At 72.5% G+C, this 22,522-nt stretch carries 20 protein-coding genes; 8 read left to right on the plus strand and 12 right to left on the minus strand.

Features of this window, described 5'->3' with window-relative positions; translation table 11 throughout:
- The first annotated feature begins 85 nt into the window (after positions 1 to 85).
- Positions 86 to 2,551, plus strand: coding sequence for a glycoside hydrolase family 3 protein (locus ACQKM2_RS21805; RefSeq protein WP_427712004.1), 2,466 nt, complete (start codon positions 86 to 88; stop codon positions 2,549 to 2,551).
- Between the two features lie 112 nt (positions 2,552 to 2,663).
- On the opposite strand, the gene ACQKM2_RS21810 is transcribed toward ACQKM2_RS21805, so the two are convergent.
- A complete protein-coding gene (locus tag ACQKM2_RS21810) occupies positions 2,664 to 3,554 on the minus strand; it encodes an SGNH/GDSL hydrolase family protein (RefSeq protein WP_427712006.1) in 891 nt (296 codons plus the stop codon).
- 248 nt (positions 3,555 to 3,802) lie between these two features.
- On the opposite strand from ACQKM2_RS21810, the gene ACQKM2_RS21815 reads away from it, so the two are divergent.
- Complete coding sequence (locus tag ACQKM2_RS21815) at positions 3,803 to 4,297, plus strand: DUF3145 domain-containing protein (RefSeq protein ID WP_007263912.1); 495 nt, start codon at positions 3,803 to 3,805, stop codon at positions 4,295 to 4,297.
- Positions 4,298 to 4,447: 150 nt separating this feature from the next.
- Here ACQKM2_RS21815 and fabF read toward each other — a convergent pair whose 3' ends face one another.
- The 5 genes from fabF to ACQKM2_RS21840 all read right to left on the minus strand — a co-directional run bounded on the left by fabF (position 4,448) and on the right by ACQKM2_RS21840 (position 9,338).
- On the minus strand, positions 4,448 to 5,713 hold the full coding sequence (fabF, locus tag ACQKM2_RS21820; RefSeq protein WP_427712008.1) for a beta-ketoacyl-ACP synthase II: 1,266 nt from the start codon (positions 5,711 to 5,713) through the stop codon (positions 4,448 to 4,450).
- Positions 5,714 to 5,792: 79 nt separating this feature from the next.
- Positions 5,793 to 6,041 carry an acyl carrier protein gene (locus tag ACQKM2_RS21825; RefSeq protein WP_427712010.1) on the minus strand — a complete coding sequence of 83 codons (249 nt, stop codon included), beginning with the start codon at positions 6,039 to 6,041 and terminating at the stop codon, positions 5,793 to 5,795.
- Between the two features lie 54 nt (positions 6,042 to 6,095).
- The gene (locus tag ACQKM2_RS21830; RefSeq protein WP_125816521.1) at positions 6,096 to 7,100 is read right to left on the minus strand and encodes a ketoacyl-ACP synthase III; all 1,005 of its coding nucleotides are present in this window, start codon (positions 7,098 to 7,100) and stop codon (positions 6,096 to 6,098) included.
- 19 nt (positions 7,101 to 7,119) lie between these two features.
- Positions 7,120 to 8,037, minus strand: coding sequence for an ACP S-malonyltransferase (locus ACQKM2_RS21835; RefSeq protein ID WP_427712012.1), 918 nt, complete (start codon positions 8,035 to 8,037; stop codon positions 7,120 to 7,122).
- An 89-nt stretch (positions 8,038 to 8,126) separates the two neighbouring features.
- Positions 8,127 to 9,338: a PucR family transcriptional regulator gene (locus ACQKM2_RS21840; RefSeq protein WP_125595165.1), complete on the minus strand. Its 1,212-nt coding sequence runs from the start codon at positions 9,336 to 9,338 to the stop codon at positions 8,127 to 8,129.
- Positions 9,339 to 9,419: 81 nt separating this feature from the next.
- Here ACQKM2_RS21840 and ACQKM2_RS21845 point away from each other — a divergent pair, with 81 nt between their 5' ends.
- Entirely contained in the window at positions 9,420 to 10,079 is a 660-nt protein-coding gene (locus tag ACQKM2_RS21845) for a pirin family protein (RefSeq protein WP_427712014.1), read from the plus strand.
- Here ACQKM2_RS21845 and ACQKM2_RS21850 read toward each other — a convergent pair.
- Positions 10,076 to 10,900 (minus strand): serine hydrolase domain-containing protein, encoded by an 825-nt coding sequence (locus ACQKM2_RS21850; RefSeq protein ID WP_427712099.1) that lies wholly within the window; start codon positions 10,898 to 10,900, stop codon positions 10,076 to 10,078. The genes ACQKM2_RS21845 and ACQKM2_RS21850 overlap by 4 nt on opposite strands.
- Before the next feature lie 54 nt (positions 10,901 to 10,954).
- On the opposite strand from ACQKM2_RS21850, the gene ACQKM2_RS21855 reads away from it, so the two are divergent.
- Together ACQKM2_RS21855 and ACQKM2_RS21860 are read left to right on the plus strand one after the other, a co-directional pair.
- Entirely contained in the window at positions 10,955 to 11,392 is a 438-nt protein-coding gene (locus ACQKM2_RS21855) for a MerR family transcriptional regulator (protein ID WP_427712016.1), read from the plus strand.
- On the plus strand, positions 11,389 to 12,414 hold the full coding sequence (locus tag ACQKM2_RS21860) for an aldo/keto reductase (protein ID WP_427712017.1): 1,026 nt from the start codon (positions 11,389 to 11,391) through the stop codon (positions 12,412 to 12,414). The genes ACQKM2_RS21855 and ACQKM2_RS21860 overlap by 4 nt, the downstream gene beginning before the upstream one ends.
- Before the next feature lie 42 nt (positions 12,415 to 12,456).
- Here the strand turns inward: ACQKM2_RS21860 and ACQKM2_RS21865 are convergent, their stop codons facing one another.
- The 3 genes from ACQKM2_RS21865 to ACQKM2_RS21875 form a co-directional block, all read right to left on the minus strand.
- Positions 12,457 to 13,320, minus strand: a complete 864-nt coding sequence (locus tag ACQKM2_RS21865; protein WP_427712019.1) for a DUF4429 domain-containing protein — start codon at positions 13,318 to 13,320, stop codon at positions 12,457 to 12,459.
- A gap of 86 nt (positions 13,321 to 13,406) precedes the next feature.
- Positions 13,407 to 14,576: an alpha/beta hydrolase gene (locus ACQKM2_RS21870; protein ID WP_427712101.1), complete on the minus strand. Its 1,170-nt coding sequence runs from the start codon at positions 14,574 to 14,576 to the stop codon at positions 13,407 to 13,409.
- 295 nt (positions 14,577 to 14,871) lie between these two features.
- Positions 14,872 to 15,534, minus strand: a complete 663-nt coding sequence (locus ACQKM2_RS21875; protein WP_427712021.1) for a TetR/AcrR family transcriptional regulator — start codon at positions 15,532 to 15,534, stop codon at positions 14,872 to 14,874.
- 166 nt (positions 15,535 to 15,700) lie between these two features.
- On the opposite strand from ACQKM2_RS21875, the gene ACQKM2_RS21880 reads away from it, so the two are divergent.
- Together ACQKM2_RS21880 and ACQKM2_RS21885 are read left to right on the plus strand one after the other, a co-directional pair.
- On the plus strand, positions 15,701 to 17,299 hold the full coding sequence (locus ACQKM2_RS21880) for an MFS transporter (RefSeq protein WP_427712022.1): 1,599 nt from the start codon (positions 15,701 to 15,703) through the stop codon (positions 17,297 to 17,299).
- Between the two features lie 199 nt (positions 17,300 to 17,498).
- Entirely contained in the window at positions 17,499 to 17,879 is a 381-nt protein-coding gene (locus ACQKM2_RS21885) for a peptidase inhibitor family I36 protein (protein WP_427712024.1), read from the plus strand.
- Here ACQKM2_RS21885 and ACQKM2_RS21890 read toward each other — a convergent pair.
- Together ACQKM2_RS21890 and aceE are read right to left on the minus strand one after the other, a co-directional pair.
- Complete coding sequence (locus ACQKM2_RS21890) at positions 17,860 to 18,699, minus strand: potassium channel family protein (protein ID WP_427712026.1); 840 nt, start codon at positions 18,697 to 18,699, stop codon at positions 17,860 to 17,862. The genes ACQKM2_RS21885 and ACQKM2_RS21890 overlap by 20 nt on opposite strands.
- Before the next feature lie 71 nt (positions 18,700 to 18,770).
- Positions 18,771 to 21,503 carry a pyruvate dehydrogenase (acetyl-transferring), homodimeric type gene (gene aceE, locus ACQKM2_RS21895; RefSeq protein WP_427712027.1) on the minus strand — a complete coding sequence of 911 codons (2,733 nt, stop codon included), beginning with the start codon at positions 21,501 to 21,503 and terminating at the stop codon, positions 18,771 to 18,773.
- Between the two features lie 438 nt (positions 21,504 to 21,941).
- On the opposite strand from aceE, the gene ACQKM2_RS21900 reads away from it, so the two are divergent.
- A complete protein-coding gene (locus ACQKM2_RS21900) occupies positions 21,942 to 22,367 on the plus strand; it encodes a DUF3052 domain-containing protein (RefSeq protein WP_405980833.1) in 426 nt (141 codons plus the stop codon).
- Positions 22,368 to 22,522: the final 155 nt, after the last annotated feature.

The following is a 22,522-nucleotide window of genomic DNA, read 5'->3' on the forward strand; positions in this document are numbered from 1 at the left end:
ACAAGACCTACCGCTCTACAGGTAACGGGTCCACGATGGGGGCCATCCGCACCGCACCGCACGCAATCGACGAGGAGGCACGGCCGTGACCGATGCCGATCAGGTACGCGAAGAAGGCAGCGACGAGCAGGCCCGCGAGGACGCCGTGGACGCCGCGCTGGGCAAGCTGGACCTCGACACCAAGGCCCGCCTGCTCTCCGGCCAGGACATGTGGACGCTCCCCGCCCTCCCCGGGATCGGACTCGGCTCCCTGGTCATGTCCGACGGGCCCATCGGGGTCCGCGGCGTGCGCTGGACCGCCGACGACCCCTCCGTCGCCCTGCCCTCCCCGACCGCCCTCGCCGCCTCCTGGGACCCGGACCTCGCCCGCCGCGCCGGCCGGCTGCTCGCCCAGGAAGCCCGCCGCAAGGGCGTCCACGTCCTCCTCGCGCCCACCGTCAACCTGCACCGCTCCCCGCTCGGCGGCCGCCACTTCGAGTGCTACTCCGAGGACCCGTACCTCACCGGCGCCATCGGCAGCGGCTACGTCAACGGCGTCCAGGACGGCGGCGTCGGCGCCACCGTCAAGCACTTCGTCGGCAACGACGCCGAGACCGAGCGCTTCACCGTCGACAGCGTCATCGCCCCCCGCCCGCTGCGCGAGGTCTACCTCGCCCCCTTCGAGGCCATCGTCAAGAACGCCCGCCCGTGGGGCATCATGACCGCCTACAACCGGGTCAACGGCACGACCATGACCGAGCACCACCACCTGGTGAACGAGGTCCTGCGCGCCGAGTGGGGCTTCGACGGCTACAACGTCTCCGACTGGATGGCCGCCCGCTCCACCACCGGCGACATCCTCGGCGGCCTCGACGTGGCCATGCCCGGCCCGCAGACCGTCTACGGGCCCGCGCTCGCCGCCGCCGTCCGCGCCGGGGAGGTCCCCGAGTCCGCCGTCGACACGGCCGTGCGCAACGTCCTGCGGCTCGCCGCCCGCGTGGGCCTCCTGGAGGGCGCGCCCGCCGCCGTCCCGCGGCCGCCCGCCCCGGTCGACGGGCAGGCGCTGGCCCGCGAGCTGGCCGCCCGCGGGTTCGTCCTCGTACGCAACGAAGCCGGCGCCCTCCCGCTGGACGCCGGCCCCGGCCGCACCGTCGCCCTGATCGGCGCCGCCGCCCGCGACGCCCGCGTCCTCGGGGGCGGGTCCGCGACCGTCTTCCCCGAGCGGGTGCTGTCCCCGCTCGACGGGCTCACCGCCGCGCTGCCCGAGGGCGCGCTCACCTTCGCCGTCGGCGCCGACCCGAGCGACGAACCCGTCCCCGCCGGGCAGGGCTTCGAGCTGCGCGCCGTCTGCCGCGACGCCTCCGGGGCCGTCGTCGGCGAGGGCGGCCTGCCCAGCGGGCAGGTCCAGTGGATCGGCGACGACCTGCCCGAGGGCGCCTCGTACGAGACGATGGCGTCCATCGAGGTCACCGGGACGTACGTGCCGCGCGAGAGCGGCGAGCACACCTTCGGCACCCGCGGCCTCGGCGCCTTCACCCTCGCCGTCGGCGGCCGCGTCCTGTGGGAGGGCGTCCAGGAGATGGGCGACGAGGCCGACCCCTTCGAGGCCTTCTTCGGGGCGCCCAGCGAGCGCGCCCGGGCCGTCCTCACCGCGGGCGAGCCGGTCGAGGTGTCGCTGACCTACCAGGTCCCCGACATGAGCGCGCTACCGCTGCGGGCGGTCATGTTCTCCCTGCTCCACCTCGGGCCGCGGCGCGACGCCGACGAGCTGATCGCCGAGGCGGTGGAGGCCGCGCGTGCCGCCGACACGGCCGTCGTGGTCGTCGCCACCACCGAGCGGGTGGAGTCCGAGGGCTTCGACCGGGGGGACCTGGCCCTGCCCGGCCGCCAGGACGACCTGGTGCGGGCCGTCGCCGCCGCCAACCCGAACACGGTGGTCGTCGTCAACGCCGGCTCCCCGGTGGAGCTGCCCTGGCGCGGGGACGTCGCCGCCGTGCTGCTGACCTGGTTCCCCGGGCAGGAGGGCGGGGCCGCGCTGGCCGACGTGCTCCTGGGCCGGGCGGAGCCGGGCGGGCGGCTGCCCACCACCTGGCCCGCCGCGCTCGCCGACGCGCCCGTCACCGAGGTCGTCCCCGAAGGGGGGCGGCTGGACTACCGCGAGGGGCTGTTCATCGGCTACCGGGCCTACGAGGCGCGGGGGGTCGAGCCCGCCTACCCCTTCGGGCACGGCCTCGGCTACACGGACTGGGCGTACGAGTCCCTGGAGGCGGGCCCCGACCGGGTGCGGGTCCGGCTCACCAACACCGGGACCCGGCCGGGCCGCGAGGTGGTCCAGGTCTACCTGGCGCCCGCCGACGACCGCGACGCGCGCCCGGCGAGCTGGCTGGCCGGCTTCGCGGGCGTGGAGGCCGGCCCCGGCGAGAGCGTCGAGGCGGAGATCGGGCTGCCCGCCCGCGCCTTCGAGATCTGGGACGAGGAGGCGCACGGCTGGCGGCGGATCGGCGGCACCTACGAGGTCCGCGCGAGCCACTCGCACGCCGACACCCGGCTGACCGCCACCCTCGACCTGTGACGGCGGCCCGCCGCGACACGCCGTAGCGCGGAATTGGCCGGAAACAACCCGTGAACCGGGCCGGGAGCGACCCCTGACACCGCTCCCGGCCCCTAGGCCGTGTCTCCGCGCGTCAACGCGGCGGCGCCGCCGCCGTCACCTGTCGGTGCGCGAGTTCCGCGAGCCGCGCCTGCCCGTCCCGGCCCGGGTGGAACCAGTCCCAGTGGCTCAGCTGGTCCGCCCCGAACGGGTACTGGAAGACGGCCCCGCCGTCGTAGCGGCACAGCGCGTCGGCCGCACACACCTCGCGCAGCACCTCGTTGTACTCGACCACGCGCGCCCGCACCTTCTCCCGGCGGGCGGTGGCCCCCGGTTCGGCCGACAGCGGTTCGGCCAGCATGGACTGACAGATCCCCAGCTTCCAGATCTGCCGGACGAGCGGGTCGTCCTTGCCCTGCTGCCACAGCCGCTGGAGGTCCGGCACGGAGGACACGTACACCTGGGACTCGGGCGACGTGCTCCGCAGGTCCTTCAGGGCGCGCTCGAAATCGGTGCGGAACTCCGCCACCGGGGTCATCGACGAAGGCGTGGGCCGGCAGGCGTCGTTCGAGCCCACCATGACCGTGACCAGGCCGGGCTTGTGCTGCGCGGCCGTGGTCACCTGCCCCGGGAGGTCCGCCATGCGCGAACCGGTCACCGCGTAGTTCCAGCTGCGCGCGGGCACCTCGGCGTCGCCCAGCAGCCGGGCGGCCAGCGAGCGGACGGCGGGGTCGCTGCCGGTGGCCCAGGAGACCTCCGGGCAGTCGGCCAGCACGGAACAGGCGTCGAAGCCACGGGTGATGGAGTCGCCGACGGCGGCGACCGAGGCGGGTGCGGTGTTCCAGCGGGGCGCGGCCTGCGCCCCCCGGTCACCGCCGGCCGGCGGGGCGGGGGAGTCGCAGCCCGTGACCGTCGCGGCCAGGAGGGCCACCGCCAGGCCCGCGGACGTCCGGCGTGCGCGACGGCGGACGGCGGTGGTGCGCATCGGGTGGTCCTCCCTCGTCGCCCCCGCGCTTCCGGGGGCGTCCTGCTGAGTGAATGCTCTGTGTTTACGGGCCTCTGAGCGACCGTACGTCACACCAGGACCCCTGGCGCACGGTAGCTTTTTCCCGTGGCGTTTCGGCCGCAGGTGCCGTAGCGCAATGTCAAATAATTTCCGTTACATTACATCACGTCACATACTGTCCGTTTTCTGGAGTTTATTCCCGACCTCGTCCCACACTGGAGGTCCCGGTGACGACACGTGGAGTTCTGTACGTGCATTCCGCACCGCGTGCGCTCTGCCCGCACGTGGAATGGGCTGTTGCGGGCGTGCTCGGGGTGCGGGTGAACCTCGACTGGATCAGGCAGCCCGCCTCCCCCGGTACCTGGAGAGCCGAGTTCTCCTGGCAGGCCGAGGCGGGCACCGCCTCGAAACTCGCCTCCGCCCTGCGCGGCTGGCACCTGCTCCGCTTCGAGGTGACCGCCGAACCCTGCCCCACCGCCGAGGGCGAGCGCTACAGCTCCACCCCGGAGCTGGGCATCTACCACGCCGTCACCGGCATGCACGGGGACATCCTGATCCCCGAGGACCGGCTGCGCGCGGCGCTGGCCCGGTCCGCGCGCGGCGAGACCGACCTGGAAGCGGAGATCGCCAAGCTGCTCGGCAAGCCCTGGGACGACGAACTGGAGCCCTTCCGCTACGCCGGCGAGGGTGCCCCGGTCCGCTGGCTCCACCAGGTCGTCTAGCGGCCCGGTACGACGAAGGCCCACCCGGATCCCGGGTGGGCCTTCGTCGTACCGGTTGCGGTGTTCGAGGCGACGAACACCGCAACCATCAATTGAGCAGCCGAGACGGCGAGCAACCACGTCCGCGAGAGCGGCGCCGGTTTAGGCGCACTAAACAGTGCGGAACGCCAGGGAGACGTTGTGGCCGCCGAAGCCGAAGGAGTTGTTGATCGCGGAGATCGGGCCGTCGACCGGCAGCTTGCGGGGCTCGCCGATCACGATGTCCGCGTCGATGTCGTCGTCCAGCTCGTCGATGTTGATCGTCGGCGGGGCGATGCGGTGGTACAGCGCCAGCACGGTCGCGACGGTCTCGATGCCGCCCGCGCCGCCCAGCAGGTGACCAGTCATCGACTTGGTCGCGGAGATCGCGATGTGGTCGAGGTCGTCGCCCAGGACCTTGCGCAGGGCCTTCACCTCAGCCGTGTCACCCTGCGGGGTGGACGTGGCGTGCGCGTTGACGTGGACCAGCTCGGCCGGGTCCAGCTGCGTGTTGTCGAGCAGGTTCTGCAGGGCGGCGGCGACACCGCGGCCCGTCGGCTCCGGCTGCGCGATGTGGTGGCTGTCCGCGGACAGGCCCTGGCCCAGCACCTCGCAGTAGACGCGGGCGCCGCGCTTGGCCGCGTGCTCGGCGGACTCCAGCACCACGACGCCGGCACCCTCGCCGAGGACGAAGCCGTCGCGGGCCTTGTCGTACGGGCGGGAGGCCGTGGTCGGGCTCTCGTTGTTCTTGGACATCGCCATCATGTTGGCGAACGCCGCGATCGGCAGCGGGTGGATCGCCGCCTCGGTACCGCCGGCGACGACCACGTCGGCACGGCCGGTACGGATCATCTCGACGGCGTAGCCGATGGCCTCGGCGCCCGAAGCGCACGCGCTGACCGGGGTGTGCACACCGGCGCGGGCGTTGACCTCCAGGCCGACGTTGGCGGAGGGGCCGTTCGGCATGAGCATGGGAACGGTGTGCGGGGAGACCCGGCGCACACCCTTCTCCTTCAGTACGTCGTACTGGTCGAGCAGGGTGGTGACACCGCCGATGCCGGAGGCGATCACGGTGCCCAGGCGCTCGGGGACGACGGTCTCGTCCTCGCCGGCCGGGCCTTCGTAACCCGCGTCGGCCCAGGCCTCGCGGGCCGCGATGAGGGCGAACTGCGCCGAGCGGTCGAGCTTGCGGGCCAGCGGGCGGGGGAGTACCTCGCTCGGGTCCACGGCGGCCTGGGCGGCGATGCGGACCGGCAGTTCGGCGAAGCGCTCGCCCTCCAGGGGCGAGACGCCGGACCGGCCGGCGAGCAGACCTTCCCAGGTCGAAGCGCTGTCGCCACCCAGCGGAGTGGTTGCGCCGATACCGGTGACGACCACGGTGCGATTGGTCGGGCTCACAGGAATTCTTTCTCCACGTCTAAGGGGGTGCTGAATTGTCACGGCGCCACCGCCGGGTGGCGACAAACGCTCGTCAGGCTCAGGCCTGGTGCTTCAGGATGTAGTCGGCGGCGTCGCCGACCGTCTTGAGGTTCTTGACGTCCTCGTCCGGGATCTTGACGTCGAAGCGCTCTTCGGCGGCGACGACGACCTCGACCATGGACAGCGAGTCGACGTCCAGGTCATCGGTGAAGGACTTGTCGATCTCGACGTCCTCGACCGGGATGCCCGCGATCTCGTTGACGATCTCCGCGAGACCCGCGACGATTTCTTCCTGCGTGGCGGCCATGTGGCGCTCCTTCTGTAGCTAACTGGTGGATCAGGGCGGGAAGTGATCCCGGCCCTAGGGGAGGGTAACGACCGTCGCGGCGTAGACGAGCCCCGCCCCGAAGCCGATGACGAGCGCGGTGTCGCCGCTCTTCGCCGCTCCGGTCGCCAGGAGCCGCTCCATGGCGAGCGGGATCGAGGCGGCCGACGTGTTGCCGGTGGTTTCCACGTCACGGGCGACCGTGACGTGCTCCGGCAGCTTGAGAGTCTTCACCATCGAGTCGATGATCCGCATGTTGGCCTGGTGCGGGATGAAGACGTCCAGGTCGTCCGGGGTGATCCCGGCGGCGTCGAGCGCCTGCTGGGCCACCTTGGCCATCTCGAAGACGGCCCAGCGGAAGACCGCCTGGCCCTCCTGCGTGATGGCCGGGAACTTCTCGCCGCCGTCCTTGCCGAGGTACTCGTCCCACGGCACGGTCTGCTTGATGGTCTCGGACTTGTCGCCCTCCGAACCCCACACCGTGGGGCCGATGGCCGGCTCGTCCGAGGGGCCGACGACCACGGCACCGGCGCCGTCGCCGAACAGGAAGGCCGTCGCGCGGTCCTCCAGGTCGGTCAGGTCCGAGAGCCGCTCGACACCGATGACGAGCACGTACTCGGCGGAACCTTCCACCACCATGCCCTTGGCGAGCGTCAGGCCGTAGCCGAAGCCGGCACAGCCCGCCGAGATGTCGAACGCGGCGGGCTTGCCCGCGCCGATCCGGTGCGCGATCTCCGTCGCGACCGCCGGGGTCTGCTTGAAGTGCGAGACCGTCGAGACGATCACCGCACCGATCTGCTCGGGGGACACGCCGGCGTCGGCGAGCGCCTTCCCGGAGGCCTCCACCGACATCGCGGCGACCGTCTCCTGCGGCGAGGCCCAGTGCCGGGACGCGATGCCCGAACGGGAGCGGATCCACTCGTCGGAGGAGTCGATCGTCTCGAGGATGACCTCGTTGGGCACCACCCGGGTCGGGCGGTAGCCGCCGACACCGAGGATGCGGGCGTAAGGGGAGCCCTTGGCCGGCTTGATCTTGGACATGCTGTGTGGGCTCCTTCTCTCAGGCCGTCTGCTCGGCGATGAGCGCCTTGGCCTTGTCGAGATCGTCCGGCGTCTTCAGGGCCACGCTGGGCACGCCCTTGAGCGCGCGCTTCGCCAGACCCGTCAGGGTGCCGCCCGGGGACAGCTCGATGATCCCGGTGACGCCCAGCTCGGCGAACTTCTCCATGCACAGGTCCCAGCGGACCGGGTTCGCGACCTGGCCGACCAGGCGGGCGACGACGTCGGCACCCGAGGCGACGACGAGGCCGTCCCTGTTCGAAACGTACTTCAGCGCCGGGTCGGCCGGAGCGAGGGCCTCGGCGGCCTTCTCCAGCGTGGCGACCGCCGGGGCCATGTGGTGCGTGTGGAACGCGCCGGCGACCTTGAGCGGCACGACCTTCATCGAGCCCTCGGGCTTCTCGGCGACCAGGGCCTCGATCTGCTCCGCGGTGCCGGCGGCCACGATCTGGCCCGCGCCGTTGATGTTGGCCGGGGTCAGGCCGAGCTTCTCCAGGTGCGCGACGACCACGTCCTGGTCACCGCCCAGCACCGCGGCCATGCCCGTCTCGGTGACGGCGGCGGCCTCGGCCATGCCCAGACCGCGGGTGCGGACGAAGGACAGGGCGTCGCCCTCGCTCAGCACACCGGCGACGGCGGCGGCGGTGATCTCACCCACGCTGTGGCCCGCGACGGCACCGAAGGCCGCCGGCGAACCGAGCGCGGAAGCGGACAGCAGGCCGGCCGCGACCAGCAGCGGCTGGGCCACCGCCGTGTCGCGGATCTCGTCCGCGTCGGCGTTCGTGCCGTAGTGGGCGAGGTCGAGCCCGATGGCGTCGGACCAGCCCGCGACGCGTTCGGCGGCGCCGGGGAGTTCGAGCCAGGGAGTCAGGAAGCCGGGCGTCTGAGCGCCTTGGCCGGGAGCGACGAGTACGAGCACCCTCACACTCTCTCTTGTTGATGGTCTCCGCCGCCCGTGGGGACAGGGACGAAGAACCGTCGGGCTAATTGTTGATGTCCGACAAAAGTCTAGGGCTGCTGATCTCCGTCGGCCAGACGCCCGAGGATCAGGGCGATCCGCAGCGTGAACGCCGAACGGACATCGGACGGCGACCAGCCGGTGACGTCGGTCACACGTCGGAGCCGGTAGCGCACCGTGTTGGGGTGGACGAACAGCATTCGCGCCGCCCCCTCCAGGCTGCTGGCCTGCTCCAGGTAGACGCTCAGCGTCTCCAGCAGCGCCGAGCCCGCCTCCTCCAGAGGTCTGTAGATCTCCTCCACCAGCTGCTCCCTGGCCGAGGGATCCGAGGCGATCGCGCGCTCCGGCAGGAGATCGTCCGCCAGCACCGGGCGGGGCGCGTCCTGCCAGGCCGTGCAGGCCTTCAGCCCGGCGGCCGCGGCCTGCGCCGACTTCGTGGCGTTCAGCAGGTCGGGGACCACCGGCCCCGCCACCACCGGACCGGCGGCGAACGGCCCGATCAGGGACTTGGCCACCTGCATCGGGTTGTCGCTGCCGCCCGCGATCACCACCAGGCGGTCGCCGAGCACCCCGGTCAGCACCTGGAGCTTGTGGTGGCGGGCCGCGCGGCGGATCGCCTCCACCGTCAGCTCGCTGTCCCCCTCCGGGGCGGTGCCCAGGACCACGCACACGTGCTCCGGGGAGTTCCAGCCGAGCGCCGCCGCCCGCGACAGCGCGCCCTCGTCGGCCTCGCCCGACAGCACGGCGTTCACGACCAGGGACTCCAGCCGGGCGTCCCACGCGCCGCGCGCCTCGGCGGCCTGCGCGTAGACCTGGGCGGTCGCGAAGGCGATCTCCCGGGCGTACACCAGGAGCGCCTCGCGCAGGATCGACTCGTCGCCGGGGGCGGCCACCTCGTCGATCGCGGCCTCCATGACCTCGATCGTCGTACGCACCATCTCGACGGTCTGGCGCAGCGTGATCGCCCGGGTCAGCTCGCGCGGAGCCGTCCCGAAGACGTCGGTGGAGATGGCCTGCGGGGTCTCCGGGTGCCGGAACCACTCCGTGAAGGCCGCGATGCCGGCCTGCGCCACCAGGCCGATCCACGACCGGTTCTCCGGCGGCATCGCCCGGTACCAGGGCAGGTTCTCGTCCATCCGCGCGATGGCGTTGGCGGCGAGCCTGCCGGAGGACTTCTCCAGCCGGCGCAGCGTCGCGGCGTGCGGGTGGACCGGATGCGCGGGACGCACCTCGGGGGACTGCTCACGTTCGGGTTGGGGCACGGGACAAGACTGCCTTATCGGCGGCCCGGCTCGGACTCGGGTCCGCGCCGCGGCCCCCGGGCGGCGGCTACGGTGGCCCACATGATCGATGTACGCCGCGCCGCCGACCGGTACGCGGGCGGGGATCCGGACGCCGGGATCACCACCCGCCACGCCTTCTCCTTCGGGTCCTTCTACGACCCCGACAACATCCGGTTCGGTCCGGTTCTGGCCTGCAACGAGGAGAGCCTCGCGCCCGGCGCGGGCTTCGACGAGCACCCGCACAGCCACACCGAGATCGTCACCTGGGTGGTGGAGGGCGAGCTCACCCACGAGGACAGCACCGGCGGGCACACGGCCGCCGTCCGGCCCGGGGACGTCCAGCGGCTGGGCGCCGGATCCGGGGCGCGGCACGTCGAGCGCAACGACGCCGGGGTTCCACTGCGGTTCGTGCAGATGTGGCTCGCGCCGCTGACGGCGGGTGGGGAGCCGTCGTACGAGGTCGTGCGGGACATCGCGGACGGCACCCCGTACGAGGTCCCGGCGGCGGGCGCGGTGCTGCACGTGCGGCGGCCGGGCGCGGGCGAGCGGGTCCCGGTACCGGAGGCGGAGCGGGTCTACCTGCACGTGGTGCGCGGGGACCTGCGGATCGACGGGCAGGAGCTGGGCCCGGGGGACTCGGCGCGGATCACCGGCGAGAAGGGCCTGGAGATCACCGCCGGGTCCCCGGGGGAGCTGCTGATCTGGGAGCTGCCCGCCTAGGCCTGCGCCGTGCGCAGCTCCGCGAGGACCGCGTCGGTGAAGGGGGGCCAGGCCTCGACGGCCCAGGGCCCGAAGGCGCGGTCGGTCAGCGCCACGCAGGCGGCGCGGACGTCGGGGTCCACCCACAGGAAGGTGCCGGACTGGCCGAAGTGGCCGAAGGCGCGCGGGGAGGAGGTCAGGCCCGTCCAGTGCGGGGACTTCCCGTCGCGGATCTCCAGGCCGAGGCCCCAGTCGTTGGGGGACTGGTGCCCGTAGCCCGGCAGGACGCCCTTGAGGCCGGGGTGGACCACGGAGGTGGCCTCGGCGACGGTGCGCACGTCGAGCAGCCGGGGCGCCTGGAGCTCTGCGGCGAAGCGCACGAGGTCGGCGACGGTGGAGACGCCGTCCTTGGCGGGGGAGCCCTCCAGGCTGGAGGAGGTCATGCCGAGCGGCTCGAAGACGGCCTGGTGCAGGTACTCCGCGAAGGGGATCCCGGTGGCCTTGGCGAGGTGGTCGCCGAGCACCTCGAAACCGGCGTTGGAGTAGAGGCGGCGCTGCCCGGGCGGGGCCGTGGCGCGGTGCTCGTCGAAGGCCAGGCCGCTGGTGTGGGCGAGGAGGTGACGGACCGTCGACCCCTCGGGGCCGGCCGGCTCGTCCAGTTCGAGCGCCCCCTCCTCGTACGCGACGAGGACGGCGTACGCGGCGAGCGGCTTGGTGACCGAGGCGAGCGGGAAGCGGCGGGCCGTGTCCCCGTGGGAGCCAGCGATGCTCCCGTCGGCGCGTACGACGGCCGCCGCGGCGGCGGGTACCGGCCAGGTCTCGATGGTCCGCAGGCTGTGCATGGTCTCCATGCGGCCGAGCCTACTTGCTTGGAGTGCACTCCAGGGTTCTAGCGTATGGCCATGAGCCTGACGGAGACGCGGTACACGATCAGCGAGGTCGAGGCGCGGACCGGTCTGACCCAGCACACGCTGCGCTGGTACGAGCGGATCGGCCTGATGCCGCACGTGGACCGCTCCCATTCGGGGCAGCGGAGGTTCACCGACAAGGACCTCGGCTGGCTGTCCTTCGTGGGCAAGCTGCGCGCGACGGGGATGTCGGTGGCGGACATGGTCCGCTACGCCGAGCTCGTCCGCGAAGGGGATCACACCGTCGGCGAGCGCCGTGAGCTGCTGGAGCGGACGCGCCGCGAGGTACGGGCGCGGCTCGTGGAGCTGACGGACGCGCTCGGCGTACTCGACTTCAAGATCGACATGTATGCGATGAACACGACCAGCACGACCAGCACACAGACGACCAGCGCCGAAACGGTCGCGGGGAAGGCACGGTTATGACGGAGTACGGCACCACCCCCATCGAGCGGGCCGAACTGGGCAAGGGCGGACCGGTGGTCGGCGTCCAGGGCCTCGGCTGCATGGGCATGAGCGAGTTCTACGGGGCGACCGACGAGACGGCCGCCCGCGAGACCCTGGACGCGGCCCTGGCCGCCGGGGTCACCCTCTTCGACACCGCCGACGTCTACGGGCGCGGTGCGAACGAGGAGTTCCTGGCGCCCTTCGTGGCCGCCCACCGGGACGAGATCACCCTCGCCACGAAGTTCGCCATCGAGCGCAACGACGACCCGGTGTACCGGGGCATCCGCAACGACCGGGCGTACATCCGCCAGGCCGTCGAGGACAGCCTGCGGCGGCTCGGCGTCGACGTGATCGACCTGTACTACATGCACCGCCGCGACCCGCAGGTCCCGTTCGCCGAGTCGGTGGGCACCATGGCCGAGCTGGTGCGCGAGGGGAAGGTGCGCCACCTGGGCCTCAGCGAGGTCACCGGGCCCGAGCTGCGCGAGGCGCACGCCGTGCACCCCATCGCGGCGATCCAGTCGGAGTGGTCCCTGTTCAGCCGGGACGTGGAGCGCAGCGCGGTGGGCGCGGCGGCGGAGCTGGGCGTGGCCTTCGTGCCGTACTCCCCGCTCGGGCGGGGTTTTCTGACCGGAGCGTTCGCGGACGCGGCGGCGGACCTGTCGGCCGACGACTTCCGGAAGTACCAGCCCCGGTTCACGGGCGAGAACGCCCGGACCAACGCGGCCCTGCTGGCCCCGGTCCGGGAGATCGCGGCCGCGCACGGGGCCACGGCGGCGCAGGTCGCGCTGGCCTGGGTGCAGCAGCGGGCGGCGGTGCACGGCCTGACGGTCGTCCCGATCCCCGGCACGCGCAAGCCGGGCCGGCTGCTGGAGAACACCGCCGCGACCCGGATCACCCTGACCGACGCGGAACTGGCCCTGCTGGAGCCGCTCGCCGGGCAGGTGGCCGGCACCCGCTACCCGGACATGGCCTTCACCTCGGACTCCCGCGAGGTGTAGCCCCGGCTCGACCCGGGCCCCCGCACCGCGCCGCCCGGCCGGCTAGGCCCCGGCGGCGAAGCGGTCGCGGAGCATCGCGTACTCGGCGTCCGTCAGCAGGCCCGTGCTGTGCAGCTCGCTCAGGTGGGTCAGGCGGTCGTCGGACGCCCGCGCGCGCGGGACCGCGGCCACCGGCGCCCGCTCGCGCAGCGCGGCGAGCACGGCGGCCGCGAACGGCAGCGACTCGTGCACCGCCCCGTACCCCGTCCCGAACACCGCTGCCGCGAGGTCGTGGTCCGGCGGGGCGGGGTCCGCGGCGGCGTCCCGGGGCCGCAGCCGCAGGTACCCGCCGCCCGGGCGGTCCGGGGAGGCCCACTCGACGCCGGACAGGTCGGCCAGCGCGAAACGCTGGTCGCCCGCCCGCCACTTGGCGCTGCTGGCACCCGTACGGGACCAGTGGAAGGTGACCGCGGAGCCGTCGAAGCCCAGCCGGGCGTCGTACGCCTTCAGCTGGAGCGGCGGCTGCGGCACCTCGACGAGGAAGCGGTTGGCGGGCTCGGCGCGGTCGGGCGCCAGCCGCTCGCGCACGGCGTCGGCGAAGGCGGCGGCCTGCGGCGCCCGGTCCCCGGGCAGCACCAGCCGGTACGGGTCGCAGACCTCCTTCAGCTGCCCGGCGGCAGCCTCCATCAGCGGATCGGCGCCCGTGCGCGGGACGGCGCGCAGCACCACCGTGTCCCGTCGCCCCATCGCCCCGGCGGCGGCGCTCACGTCCACCCCGGACAACGCTTCCAGGGGGATCCGGCGCTCGCCCAGCGCGTGCCAGAGCCGTGGAGTTCGCATCCCCCGTGCGAAGCGGATGAGCACCGAGTCCGAGTCGAACTCCCAGACGGCATGATTTCCGGCCAGTACGTCACCCATGCGGCACATGGTAAAGGGAGGCGCCCCCGCGCGTCCCCCTCGTCTCCCGGCCCGATTTTTCAGCTTGCTACGGGTCCGCGGCGGGGATGTCCCCGTCAGTCACCGTCCGTGGCGGAAATTCCGAGGCGGCAGTCGTCGCTCCCGTTCGCGCACGCGACGGAACCGAAGGTGCCGGTTCCGATCTTGGCGAAGTTGTCCAGGGAGGCCGTGCCTGGCTCGAAATAGCCGGTGTGGCTCCTGGCGCCCTCCGAGGACAGCAGCCGCGACCCGAAGGCCGGGGAGACCGGGTCCGCGCCGTGGCCCAGCCCGCCGACCTCCATGTGCGGTACGCCGGAGATCCAGTCGCCCTCGTCGCGCATCGCCCAGACCCGGGCCGAGGTGTGCAGCCCGGCGACGTTCTCGGTGCGCATGCCGGGGCTGCCGGCGACCACCAGGTCGGTCACCCGGCCGGGCAGCCGGTGCGCGGCCACGCCGCACACCACCGAGCCGTAGCTGTGGCAGAACAGGGCCACGCTCGCGTCCCCGGGCAGGGCCGCGGCCAGGGCCTCCAGCCGTGCGGCGCCCTGGACGGCGAGCCTGCCGGTGGCGGCGTCCACGCCGACGCCGGTGGGGGCGGTGTAGCCGGCCCAGGCGATGACGGCGGTGCGGCCGGCCGGCGCGGTCGACTGCTCGGCCTCGTAGAGGGAACGGCCCATGCCGGCGGGCGCGGTGAGGCGGCGCTGGGAGCGCTCGAAGGTCAGCGCGTCGGTGTCGACGCCGGGGACGACCACCGAGACCCGGCGGGCCGCCGAGAGGTCGCCGAAGACCTCGGCCACGAGGCCGTTGCCGGTGGGGTCGAAGACGAGGATCTGCCGGCCGGGCTCGGCGAGGGACTCGAAGCGGTGCGCGCGCCGGACGGCGGTGCTCCGGTCGGCGGGGGTCAGGGCGACGTCCCGTCCCCGGGACTCCTCCAGCCGCGCGGCCAGCGCCAGGGAGCGGCGGTTGGCCCGGTAGCGCAGCTCGGCGGGGACCCCGTCGAGGTTGCCGACCACGAGCGGGTAGCCGTCGGCGAGGTGGCCCCGCTGGGCGCCGTCGAGGTCGGCGAAGAAGCGGGCGACCGTCCGTACGGGGGCGTCGGCGGGCGGTACCGGACGGCCGTCGACCCGGGCCGAGGCCCACGCGACGAGCTCGGCGGCCCGCGCCTGGATCCCGGCGTCGGGTCGGTGCACGGCGGTCCAGCCGGTCGTCGCCAGCATCAGGAACACGACGCCGAGCGCGAGCAGCATGCGCAGGGCGGCGGGGCGCTCAGGAGCGTCCGGGGTGGTGGGGGCGGGGCGGCCGGGCAGGTTCACTGGAGCCAGACTAGGAGACCGGTGGAGGCTGCGGCGCGCCGGGTGACCGGGCTCACGGCCGGTCGTGGGACACATCTCCCCGCCGATCACGCTCTGTTGCGGCTCCGGGGCCCTCGCGGTGCGGCGGGTGTGTTCGGAACCACTCCCGGAACCGCCCCCGGAACCACTCCCGCGGCGCCCCTTCCGGACCGGTCCGCAGCCGCCCCGGACCGCGCCGGCCGGGCTCCGGTCAGCCCGCCGCGGGTGCCCGGCGCCAGTCCTCCGCCAGGGCCGGCCCGATCTGGTCGAGGTAGGCCACGGTCATCCGCCGGATCGCGGCCACGGTGGCGTCCTCGCCCTGCCCCCAGAGCCGGCCCGTGACGCGCATCACGCCGCTGAACGCCGCCACCGCCACCCGGGGCCGCGGGTCGGCGTCCAGGTCGAGCCCCTCCCGGGCGGCGATCAGCCGGGCGATCTCCTCCTCCAGCTCGGTGGAGCGCCGCAGGTGCACGGCGAGCAGGGCCGGGGTGGACTCGATCAGCCGGTAGCTGCGCATGTAGAGGTCGACGGGCACCACGTCGGAGATGGCTTCCTCGACGGTGTCCCAGGAGGTGAGCACGGCGTTGCGCATGGCCTCCAGCGGGGCCTCGGAGGCCGGCCGGGTCCGCAGGGCCGCGAGGAAGTGGGACTCGACCACGTCCTGCACGGCGAAGGCGACCTCCTCCTTGTTGGCGAAGTACCGGAAGAAGGTGCGCTGCGAGACCTCGACGGTGTCGGTGATCTCGTCGACCGTGGTCCGCTCGTAGCCCTGCGAGACGAACAGCAGCAGGGCGGCGCGCAGCAGCGCGTCCCGGGTGCGGCGCTTCTTGCGCTCGCGCAGTCCGGCCGCCGGCGCGGGCCGCTGGTCGGTCATCGCCGCGGGGTCCTCTCTGATCCTGCGACCGCACGCGCCGGGTCCCTGGACCGCACGTGTTCGATCTGACGCTGAGTAAGCGGTCAGGGTACCTGTGACGGACCTGACAGCCGCTGTCGCGTTAAGCCGTTTGTGAAGTGTCAGCGACTGTCACTAGCCTGTCCGCATGACAAGTCAGATCACGCTCGCCAAGGAAACGGGCCAGGATCCGGCGGCGCGCGCCGGTCTGCGCGGCCACCCCTGGCTCACCCTGTTCGCGGTGGCAGTCGGCGTCATGATGGTCACCCTCGACGGCACGATCGTCGCCGTCGCCAACCCCGCGATCCAGAAGGACCTCGGCGCGAGCCTCGCCGAGGTGCAGTGGATCACCAACGGCTACCTGCTGGCCCTCGCGGTCTCCCTGATCACCGCCGGCAAGCTCGGCGACCGCTTCGGGCACCGCCAGACCTTCCTCATAGGCATCGCCGGCTTCGCGCTGTCCTCGGCGGCGATCGGCCTGTCCACCGGCGTCGGGCTCGTCATCGGCTTCCGCGTCGCGCAGGGCCTCTTCGGCGCCCTGCTGATGCCGGCCGCCCTCGGCCTGCTGCGCGCCACCTTCCCCGCCGAGAAGCTGAACATGGCCATCGGCATCTGGGGCATGGTCATCGGCGCCTCCACCGCCGCCGGCCCCATCGTCGGCGGCCTGCTCGTCGAGCACGTCAGCTGGCAGTCCGTGTTCTTCATCAACGTGCCGGTCGGCGTGATCGCACTGGTCCTCGGCCTGGTCATCCTGCTCGACCACCGCGCCGAGAACGCTCCGCGCTCCTTCGACCTGCCGGGCATCGTGCTGCTGTCGGCCGCGATGTTCTCCCTGATCTGGGCGCTCATCAAGGCCGCCGAGTGGGGCTGGGGAGACACGAAGACCCTGCTCTTCCTCGGGGCCTCGCTGCTGTGCTTCGCGCTCTTCGCCGTCTGGGAGACCAGGGTCTCCGAGCCGCTGATCCCGCTCGGGATGTTCCGCTCGCTGCCGCTGTCCGCGGGCACGGTGCTGATGGTGCTGATGGCGTTCGCCTTCATGGGCGGCCTGTTCTTCGTCACCTTCTACCTGCAGAACGTGCACGGCATGAGCCCGGTCGACAGCGGCCTGCACCTGCTGCCCCTCACCGGCATGATGATCGTCGGATCGCCGCTGGCCGGCGCCGCCATCACCAAGGCCGGCCCGCGGATCCCGCTCGTCGCCGGCATGGTCGCCACCGCCGTCGCCTGCTTCGGCATGGCCCGGCTCACCCCGGACACCGGCACGCTCACCATGTCGCTCTGGTTCGCCCTGCTCGGCCTGGGCCTCGCCCCCGTGATGGTCGGCGCCACCGAGGTCATCGTCGGCAACGCCCCGCTGGAGCTGTCCGGTGTGGCGGGCGGCCTCCAGCAGGCCGCCATGCAGGTCGGCGGCAGCCTCGGCACCGCCGTCCTCGGAGCGGTCATGGCGGCCGAGGTCAGTGACACGTTCGGGGACAACTGGCAGGGCGCGGGCCTTCCCCCGCTCACCCCCGAGCAGCTCGAACTCGCGGAGAAGGGCGTACAGGTCGGCATCGCCCCCGTCCCGCCCGGCGTGCCCGAGCCGGTGGCGCAGACCATCGCCGGCGTCGCGCACGACACCTTCGTGTCCGGCATGAACACGGCCTTCACCTGCGCCGCGGTCGTCGCCGTCCTCGCCGCGGTCGTGGCCTGCTTCACCAAGCGCGGGCAGAACGCCGAGGCCGGCGCGGGCGCCGCGGCCCACATCTGAGCAGCCCGCCCACGCGTTACGGGTACGTCAACCCCGCGCCCGCCACAGCCCCGCCGGACGGTTCCGGCGGGGCTGTCGCCTATCCGGGTGGACCCGCCCGCAGCCCCTTCCGCCCGACCGTCGCCGCAGGTCAGCGTGGTGTCGACGGAGCACCGGAAGGAGTCCGGAGCCCGTCCGTCAAGGAGGAGTTGACCCCGTCATGCGTACGTGGAGCACCGCACGCGCCACCATCCTCGCGGCCGCCCTGCTGGCTGCCGCCACCCTAGTCCCCGGCACGGCCGGCGAAGCCCACGCGGCCGGCCCGCCCTGCGCCACCGGGCAGCTGTGCCTGTGGGCGAAACCCGACTTCAAGGGCACCAAGCAGGTGTACGACCTGAGCACCCTCGACATCAACAGCTGCACCGCCCTGCCCGCCGGCCCCGCCTACCAGTCGCTGGTCAACCGGACCGGGCGCCCGGTCACCACGTACCAGTCGGCCGAGTGTGCGGAGACCGGCGAGTTCCAGACCTACCCGGGCGACGGCACCTGGCTGCCGCAGTCCGCCTTCCAGATCAAGGCGTTCAAGATCTGGGAGCGGTAGCCGCGGCCTGCTCCTCGGCGGAGGCGGCCGAGACGGCCGAGACTCCGGAGGCAGCGGACACGGCGGAGGCGGCCTGGGCGGGCATCGCGCCCTGGCCGCCGCCGCCCAGCTGCGCGACCTCGGCGCGCAGCGCCCGTACCTCCTCCTGGAGCTCCCGGATCGCCGCCAGCTGGAGCCGTTCCGCCTGGTCGTCCCGTTCGAAGCGGGCGATGAACCAGGCGGCGATGTTGGCCGTCACCACACCGAGCAGCGCGATCCCCGACAGCATCAGCCCGACCGCCAGCACCCGGCCCAGACCGGTGGTGGGGGAGTGGTCCCCGTACCCGACCGTGGTCATCGTGGTGAAGGACCACCACACCGCGTCGCCCAGGTTCTTGATGTTCCCGTCGGGGGCGTCCCGCTCCACGCTCAGCACCGCGAGCGAGCCGAACATCAGCAGACCCACCACGGCCCCGGCCACATAGGTGGTCAGCCGGATCTGCGGAGCCATCCGCGCCCGCCGCCCCACCAGCAGCAGGGTCGCCACCAGCCGCAGCAGCCGCAGCGGCTGCACCAGCGGCAGCACCACCGCCGCCAGGTCCAGCCAGTGCGTCCGCACGAAGTGCAGCCGGTCCCGCGTCAGACCCAGCCGCACGAGGTAGTCGACGGCGAAGGCGCCCCACACCGCCCACTCCAGGTGGGTGCACGCCCGGTGCACGTCCTCCCCCGCGTCCGGCGCGACGATGGGCACGGCGTAGGCGACGGCGAAAGCCACGGCGAGCACCAGTAGCGGCAGCTGCGTACGGCGCTCCCACCGCGCCTGACGTGAGGGTTCCTTCATGCCAGGCATCGTAGGGAACCCGGAGGGGGCGCTGGGACAGGTGTCCCAACGCCCCCTCGGAAGAGTGACCGCTACGCGTCGCCGCCCGCCGCGCCCGGGTCGGCGGCCGCCACGTCCAGCAGCTGGTACCGGTCGACGGCCTGCTTCAGCACCGAACGGTCGACCTTGCCCTCCCGGGCCAGCTCGGTGAGCACGGCCAGGACCACCGACTGGGCGTCGATGTGGAAGAACCGCCGCGCCGCGCCGCGCGTGTCCGCGAAGCCGAAGCCGTCCGCGCCCAGCGAGGTGTACGTACCCGGCACCCAGCGCGAGATCTGGTCCGGCACCGCGCGCATCCAGTCCGAGACCGCCACGAACGGCCCCTCCGCGCCCGACAGCTTCCGGGTCACGTACGGGACGCGCTGCTCCTCCTCCGGGTGGAGCAGGTTGTGCTCCTCCACCTCGACGGCCTCGCGGCGCAGCTCGTTCCAGGAGGTCGCCGACCAGACGTCCGCCCGGACGTTCCACTCGGCCGCCAGGATCCGCTGGGCCTCCAGGGCCCACGGCACCGCCACGCCCGAGGCCATGATCTGCGCCGCGACGGCGCCGGAGGTGCCCTGAGCGACCCGGTGGATGCCCTTGAGGATGCCGTCCACGTCGACGCCCGCCGGCTCGGCCGGGTGCTGGATCGGCTCGTTGTAGACCGTCAGGTAGTAGAAGACGTCCTCGGCGTCGGGCCCGTACATGCGCCGCAGACCGTCCTTGACGATGTGCGCGATCTCGTAGCCGTAGGCCGGGTCGTACGCGACGCAGCCCGGGTTCGTCGACGCCAGCAGCAGGGAGTGACCGTCGGCGTGCTGGAGGCCCTCACCCGTCAGGGTGGTCCGGCCGGCGGTCGCGCCCAGGACGAAACCGCGCGCCAGCTGGTCGGCCATCTGCCAGAACTGGTCACCGGTGCGCTGGAAACCGAACATCGAGTAGAAGACGTAGACCGGGATCAGCGGCTCGCCGTGCGTCGCGTACGCCGAACCCGCGGCGATCAGCGAGGCCGTGCAGCCCGCCTCCGAGATGCCGTCGTGCAGCATCTGGCCGGTCGGGGACTCCTTGTACGCCAGGAGCAGGTCGCGGTCGACCGCCTCGTACTGCTGACCCAGCGGGTTGTAGATCTTGGCGCTCGGGAAGAACGCGTCCATGCCGAAGGTGCGGTACTCGTCGGGCGCGATCAGCACGAAGCGCTTGCCGATCTCCTTGTCCCGCATCAGGTCCTTCAGGACGCGGACGAAGGCCATCGTGGTGGCGATCGACTGCTGGCCGGAGCCCTTCTTGGCGGTCGCGTACGCCTTGTCGTCCGGCAGCTGCAGCGGCTTGGCCCGCACCACGCGCGTCGGCACGTAGCCGCCGTGGGCGCTGCGCTGGTCGTGCATGTACTGGATCTCGGGCGAGTTGCGGCCCGGGTGGTAGTACGGCGGCGCGCCGCTCTCCAGCTGGGCGTCCGTGACGGGGATGTGCAGGCGGTCGCGGAAGCGCTTGAGGTCGTCGACCGTCAGCTTCTTCATCTGGTGCGTGGCGTTGCGGCCCTCGAAGTTCGGGCCGAGCGTCCAGCCCTTGACCGTCTGCGCCAGGATCACCGTCGGCTGGCCCTTGTGGGCCTTGGCCGCCGCGTACGCGGCGTAGACCTTCTTGTGGTCGTGGCCGCCGCGGCCCAGGTGCTGGATCTGGTAGTCGGACATGCCCTCGACCATGGCGCGCAGCCGCTGGTCGCCGCCGAAGAAGTGCTCGCGGATGTACGCGCCCGACTCGGTGGCGTACGTCTGGAACTGCCCGTCGGGGGTCGAGTTCATCTTGTTGACCAGGATGCCGTCGCGGTCCTGCGCCAGCAGCGGGTCCCAGGAGCGGTCCCAGATCAGCTTGATGACGTTCCAGCCGGCCCCGCGGAAGATCGACTCCAGCTCCTGGATGATCTTGCCGTTGCCGCGCACCGGGCCGTCGAGGCGCTGGAGGTTGCAGTTCACGACGAAGGTCAGGTTGTCCAGGCCCTCGCGCGCCGCCAGCGAGAGCTGGCCGAGCGACTCCGGCTCGTCCATCTCGCCGTCGCCGAGGTACGCCCAAACGTGGGACTTGGAGGTGTCCGCGATCCCGCGCGCCTCCATGTACCGGTTCATCCGCGCCTGGTAGATCGCCCCGAGCGGGCCGAGGCCCATCGAGACCGTCGGGAACTCCCAGAAGTCCGGCATGAGCCGCGGGTGCGGGTAGCTGGACAGGCCGTACGGGGCCTTCGACTTCTCCTGCCGGAACGAGTCGAGCTGCTGCTCGGTGAGCCGGTCCAGGAGGTAGGCGCGGGCGTAGATGCCCGGGGAGGCGTGGCCCTGGAAGAAGATCTGGTCGCCGCCGTCGCCCTCGTCCTTGCCCCGGAAGAAGTGGTTGAAGCCCACGTCGTAGAGGGAGGCGGAGGAGGCGAACGTGGCGATGTGGCCGCCGACGCCGATCCCCGGGCGCTGGGCGCGGGAGACCATGACCGCGGCGTTCCAGCGGGTCGCGTTGAGGACCTTGCGCTCGATCTCCTCGTTCCCGGGGAAGAACGGCTCGTCCTTGGTGGCGATGGTGTTGACGTAGTCCGTGCTGCGCATCTCCGGCACGGCCACGCGCTTCTCGCGGGCCCGCTCGATCAGCCGCAGCATCAGGTAGCGGGCGCGCTCGCGGCCCCGCTCGTCGACCGCGGCGTCGAGGGAGTCGAGCCACTCCTTCGTCTCCTCCGGATCGAAGTCCGGGACCTGGCTCGGAAGACCGCCAATGATGATCGGGTTGCGATCGGATGCGGAAGCCACGCTGTTCCTTCGCTGTCGGGGGAGTCGTGCCCTGGGTCGCCGCCTCCCATGGTCTTACGCCCGGCCCGAATCTTCACCTCTACCACTGGGTAACACCTGGAGCGGCGTAGGAGCGACCGGTGTGCCCCGGCCGGTTGCCGGGCCAAATCGCAACCTTACGCCCAAGGCGATCAGTCGGTTCGTAAGGACGTTCGTCCCTCAAACAGGTAGGAAAGTCCTCATGCGATGCCGAATGAGCTGGAATGGTGTGGGATGAATCACCGGTGGTCCATCGGGGAAGCCTGAAAGTTGCGGCGAGACGGCCGTAATCGTCACCGTTTCGACGGTCTCGGCGGCCGGGTACTTGCGCGATCCGCCGCGCCCGTGTGGACTACGCCCAATGCTGCGCGTACGCGCGCCGCCGAAAGACATTCACCGAACATGAGCAGGAGGCACCCCGTGAGCGCGACCGCGGACCACGCGGAGAGCCTGGCCACCCGGCTGGGTTTCCAGTCCGAACAGGTGGTCCAGGAGATCGGCTACGACGAGGACGTCGATCAGGAATTCCGTGACGTCGTCGAGACGCTCGTCAGCGAGCTCGTCGACGAGGACTACGACGAGGGCGCCGACGCGGTGCTGTTGTGGTTCCGCGACGAGGACGGCGATCTGACGGACGTCCTGGTCGACGCGACCGAGCTGGTCGAGGACGGCGCACTGATCCTGCTGCTGACGCCCAAGACGGGCCGTGACGGCTACGTCGTCGCCAGCGACATCAGCGAGGCCGCCGAGACGGCCGGGCTGTCGCTCGCCAAGGGCGGGCCCGTCGGCAAGGAGTGGGTCTCCACCAAGCTGGTGACGCCGAAGGCGGCCAAGTCCAAGCGCTGATCTGCGCCCCGCAGCCAAGCGGAAAGCACACCCCGCCGACCGGGACTCCCCGGGCGGCGGGGTGTGCGCGTTCCGGGGCCGGTGCCCGCGCCGGCGCGCGCGCCGCCCGCGGCGCGGGGAGCGCTTCCGGCGCGCCGGTCCGGTCCGGTCGTCGG

This window comes from Streptomyces sp. NPDC004126 (assembly GCF_050275515.1).
In the GTDB taxonomy this organism is placed as follows: Bacteria; Actinomycetota; Actinomycetes; order Streptomycetales; family Streptomycetaceae; genus Streptomyces.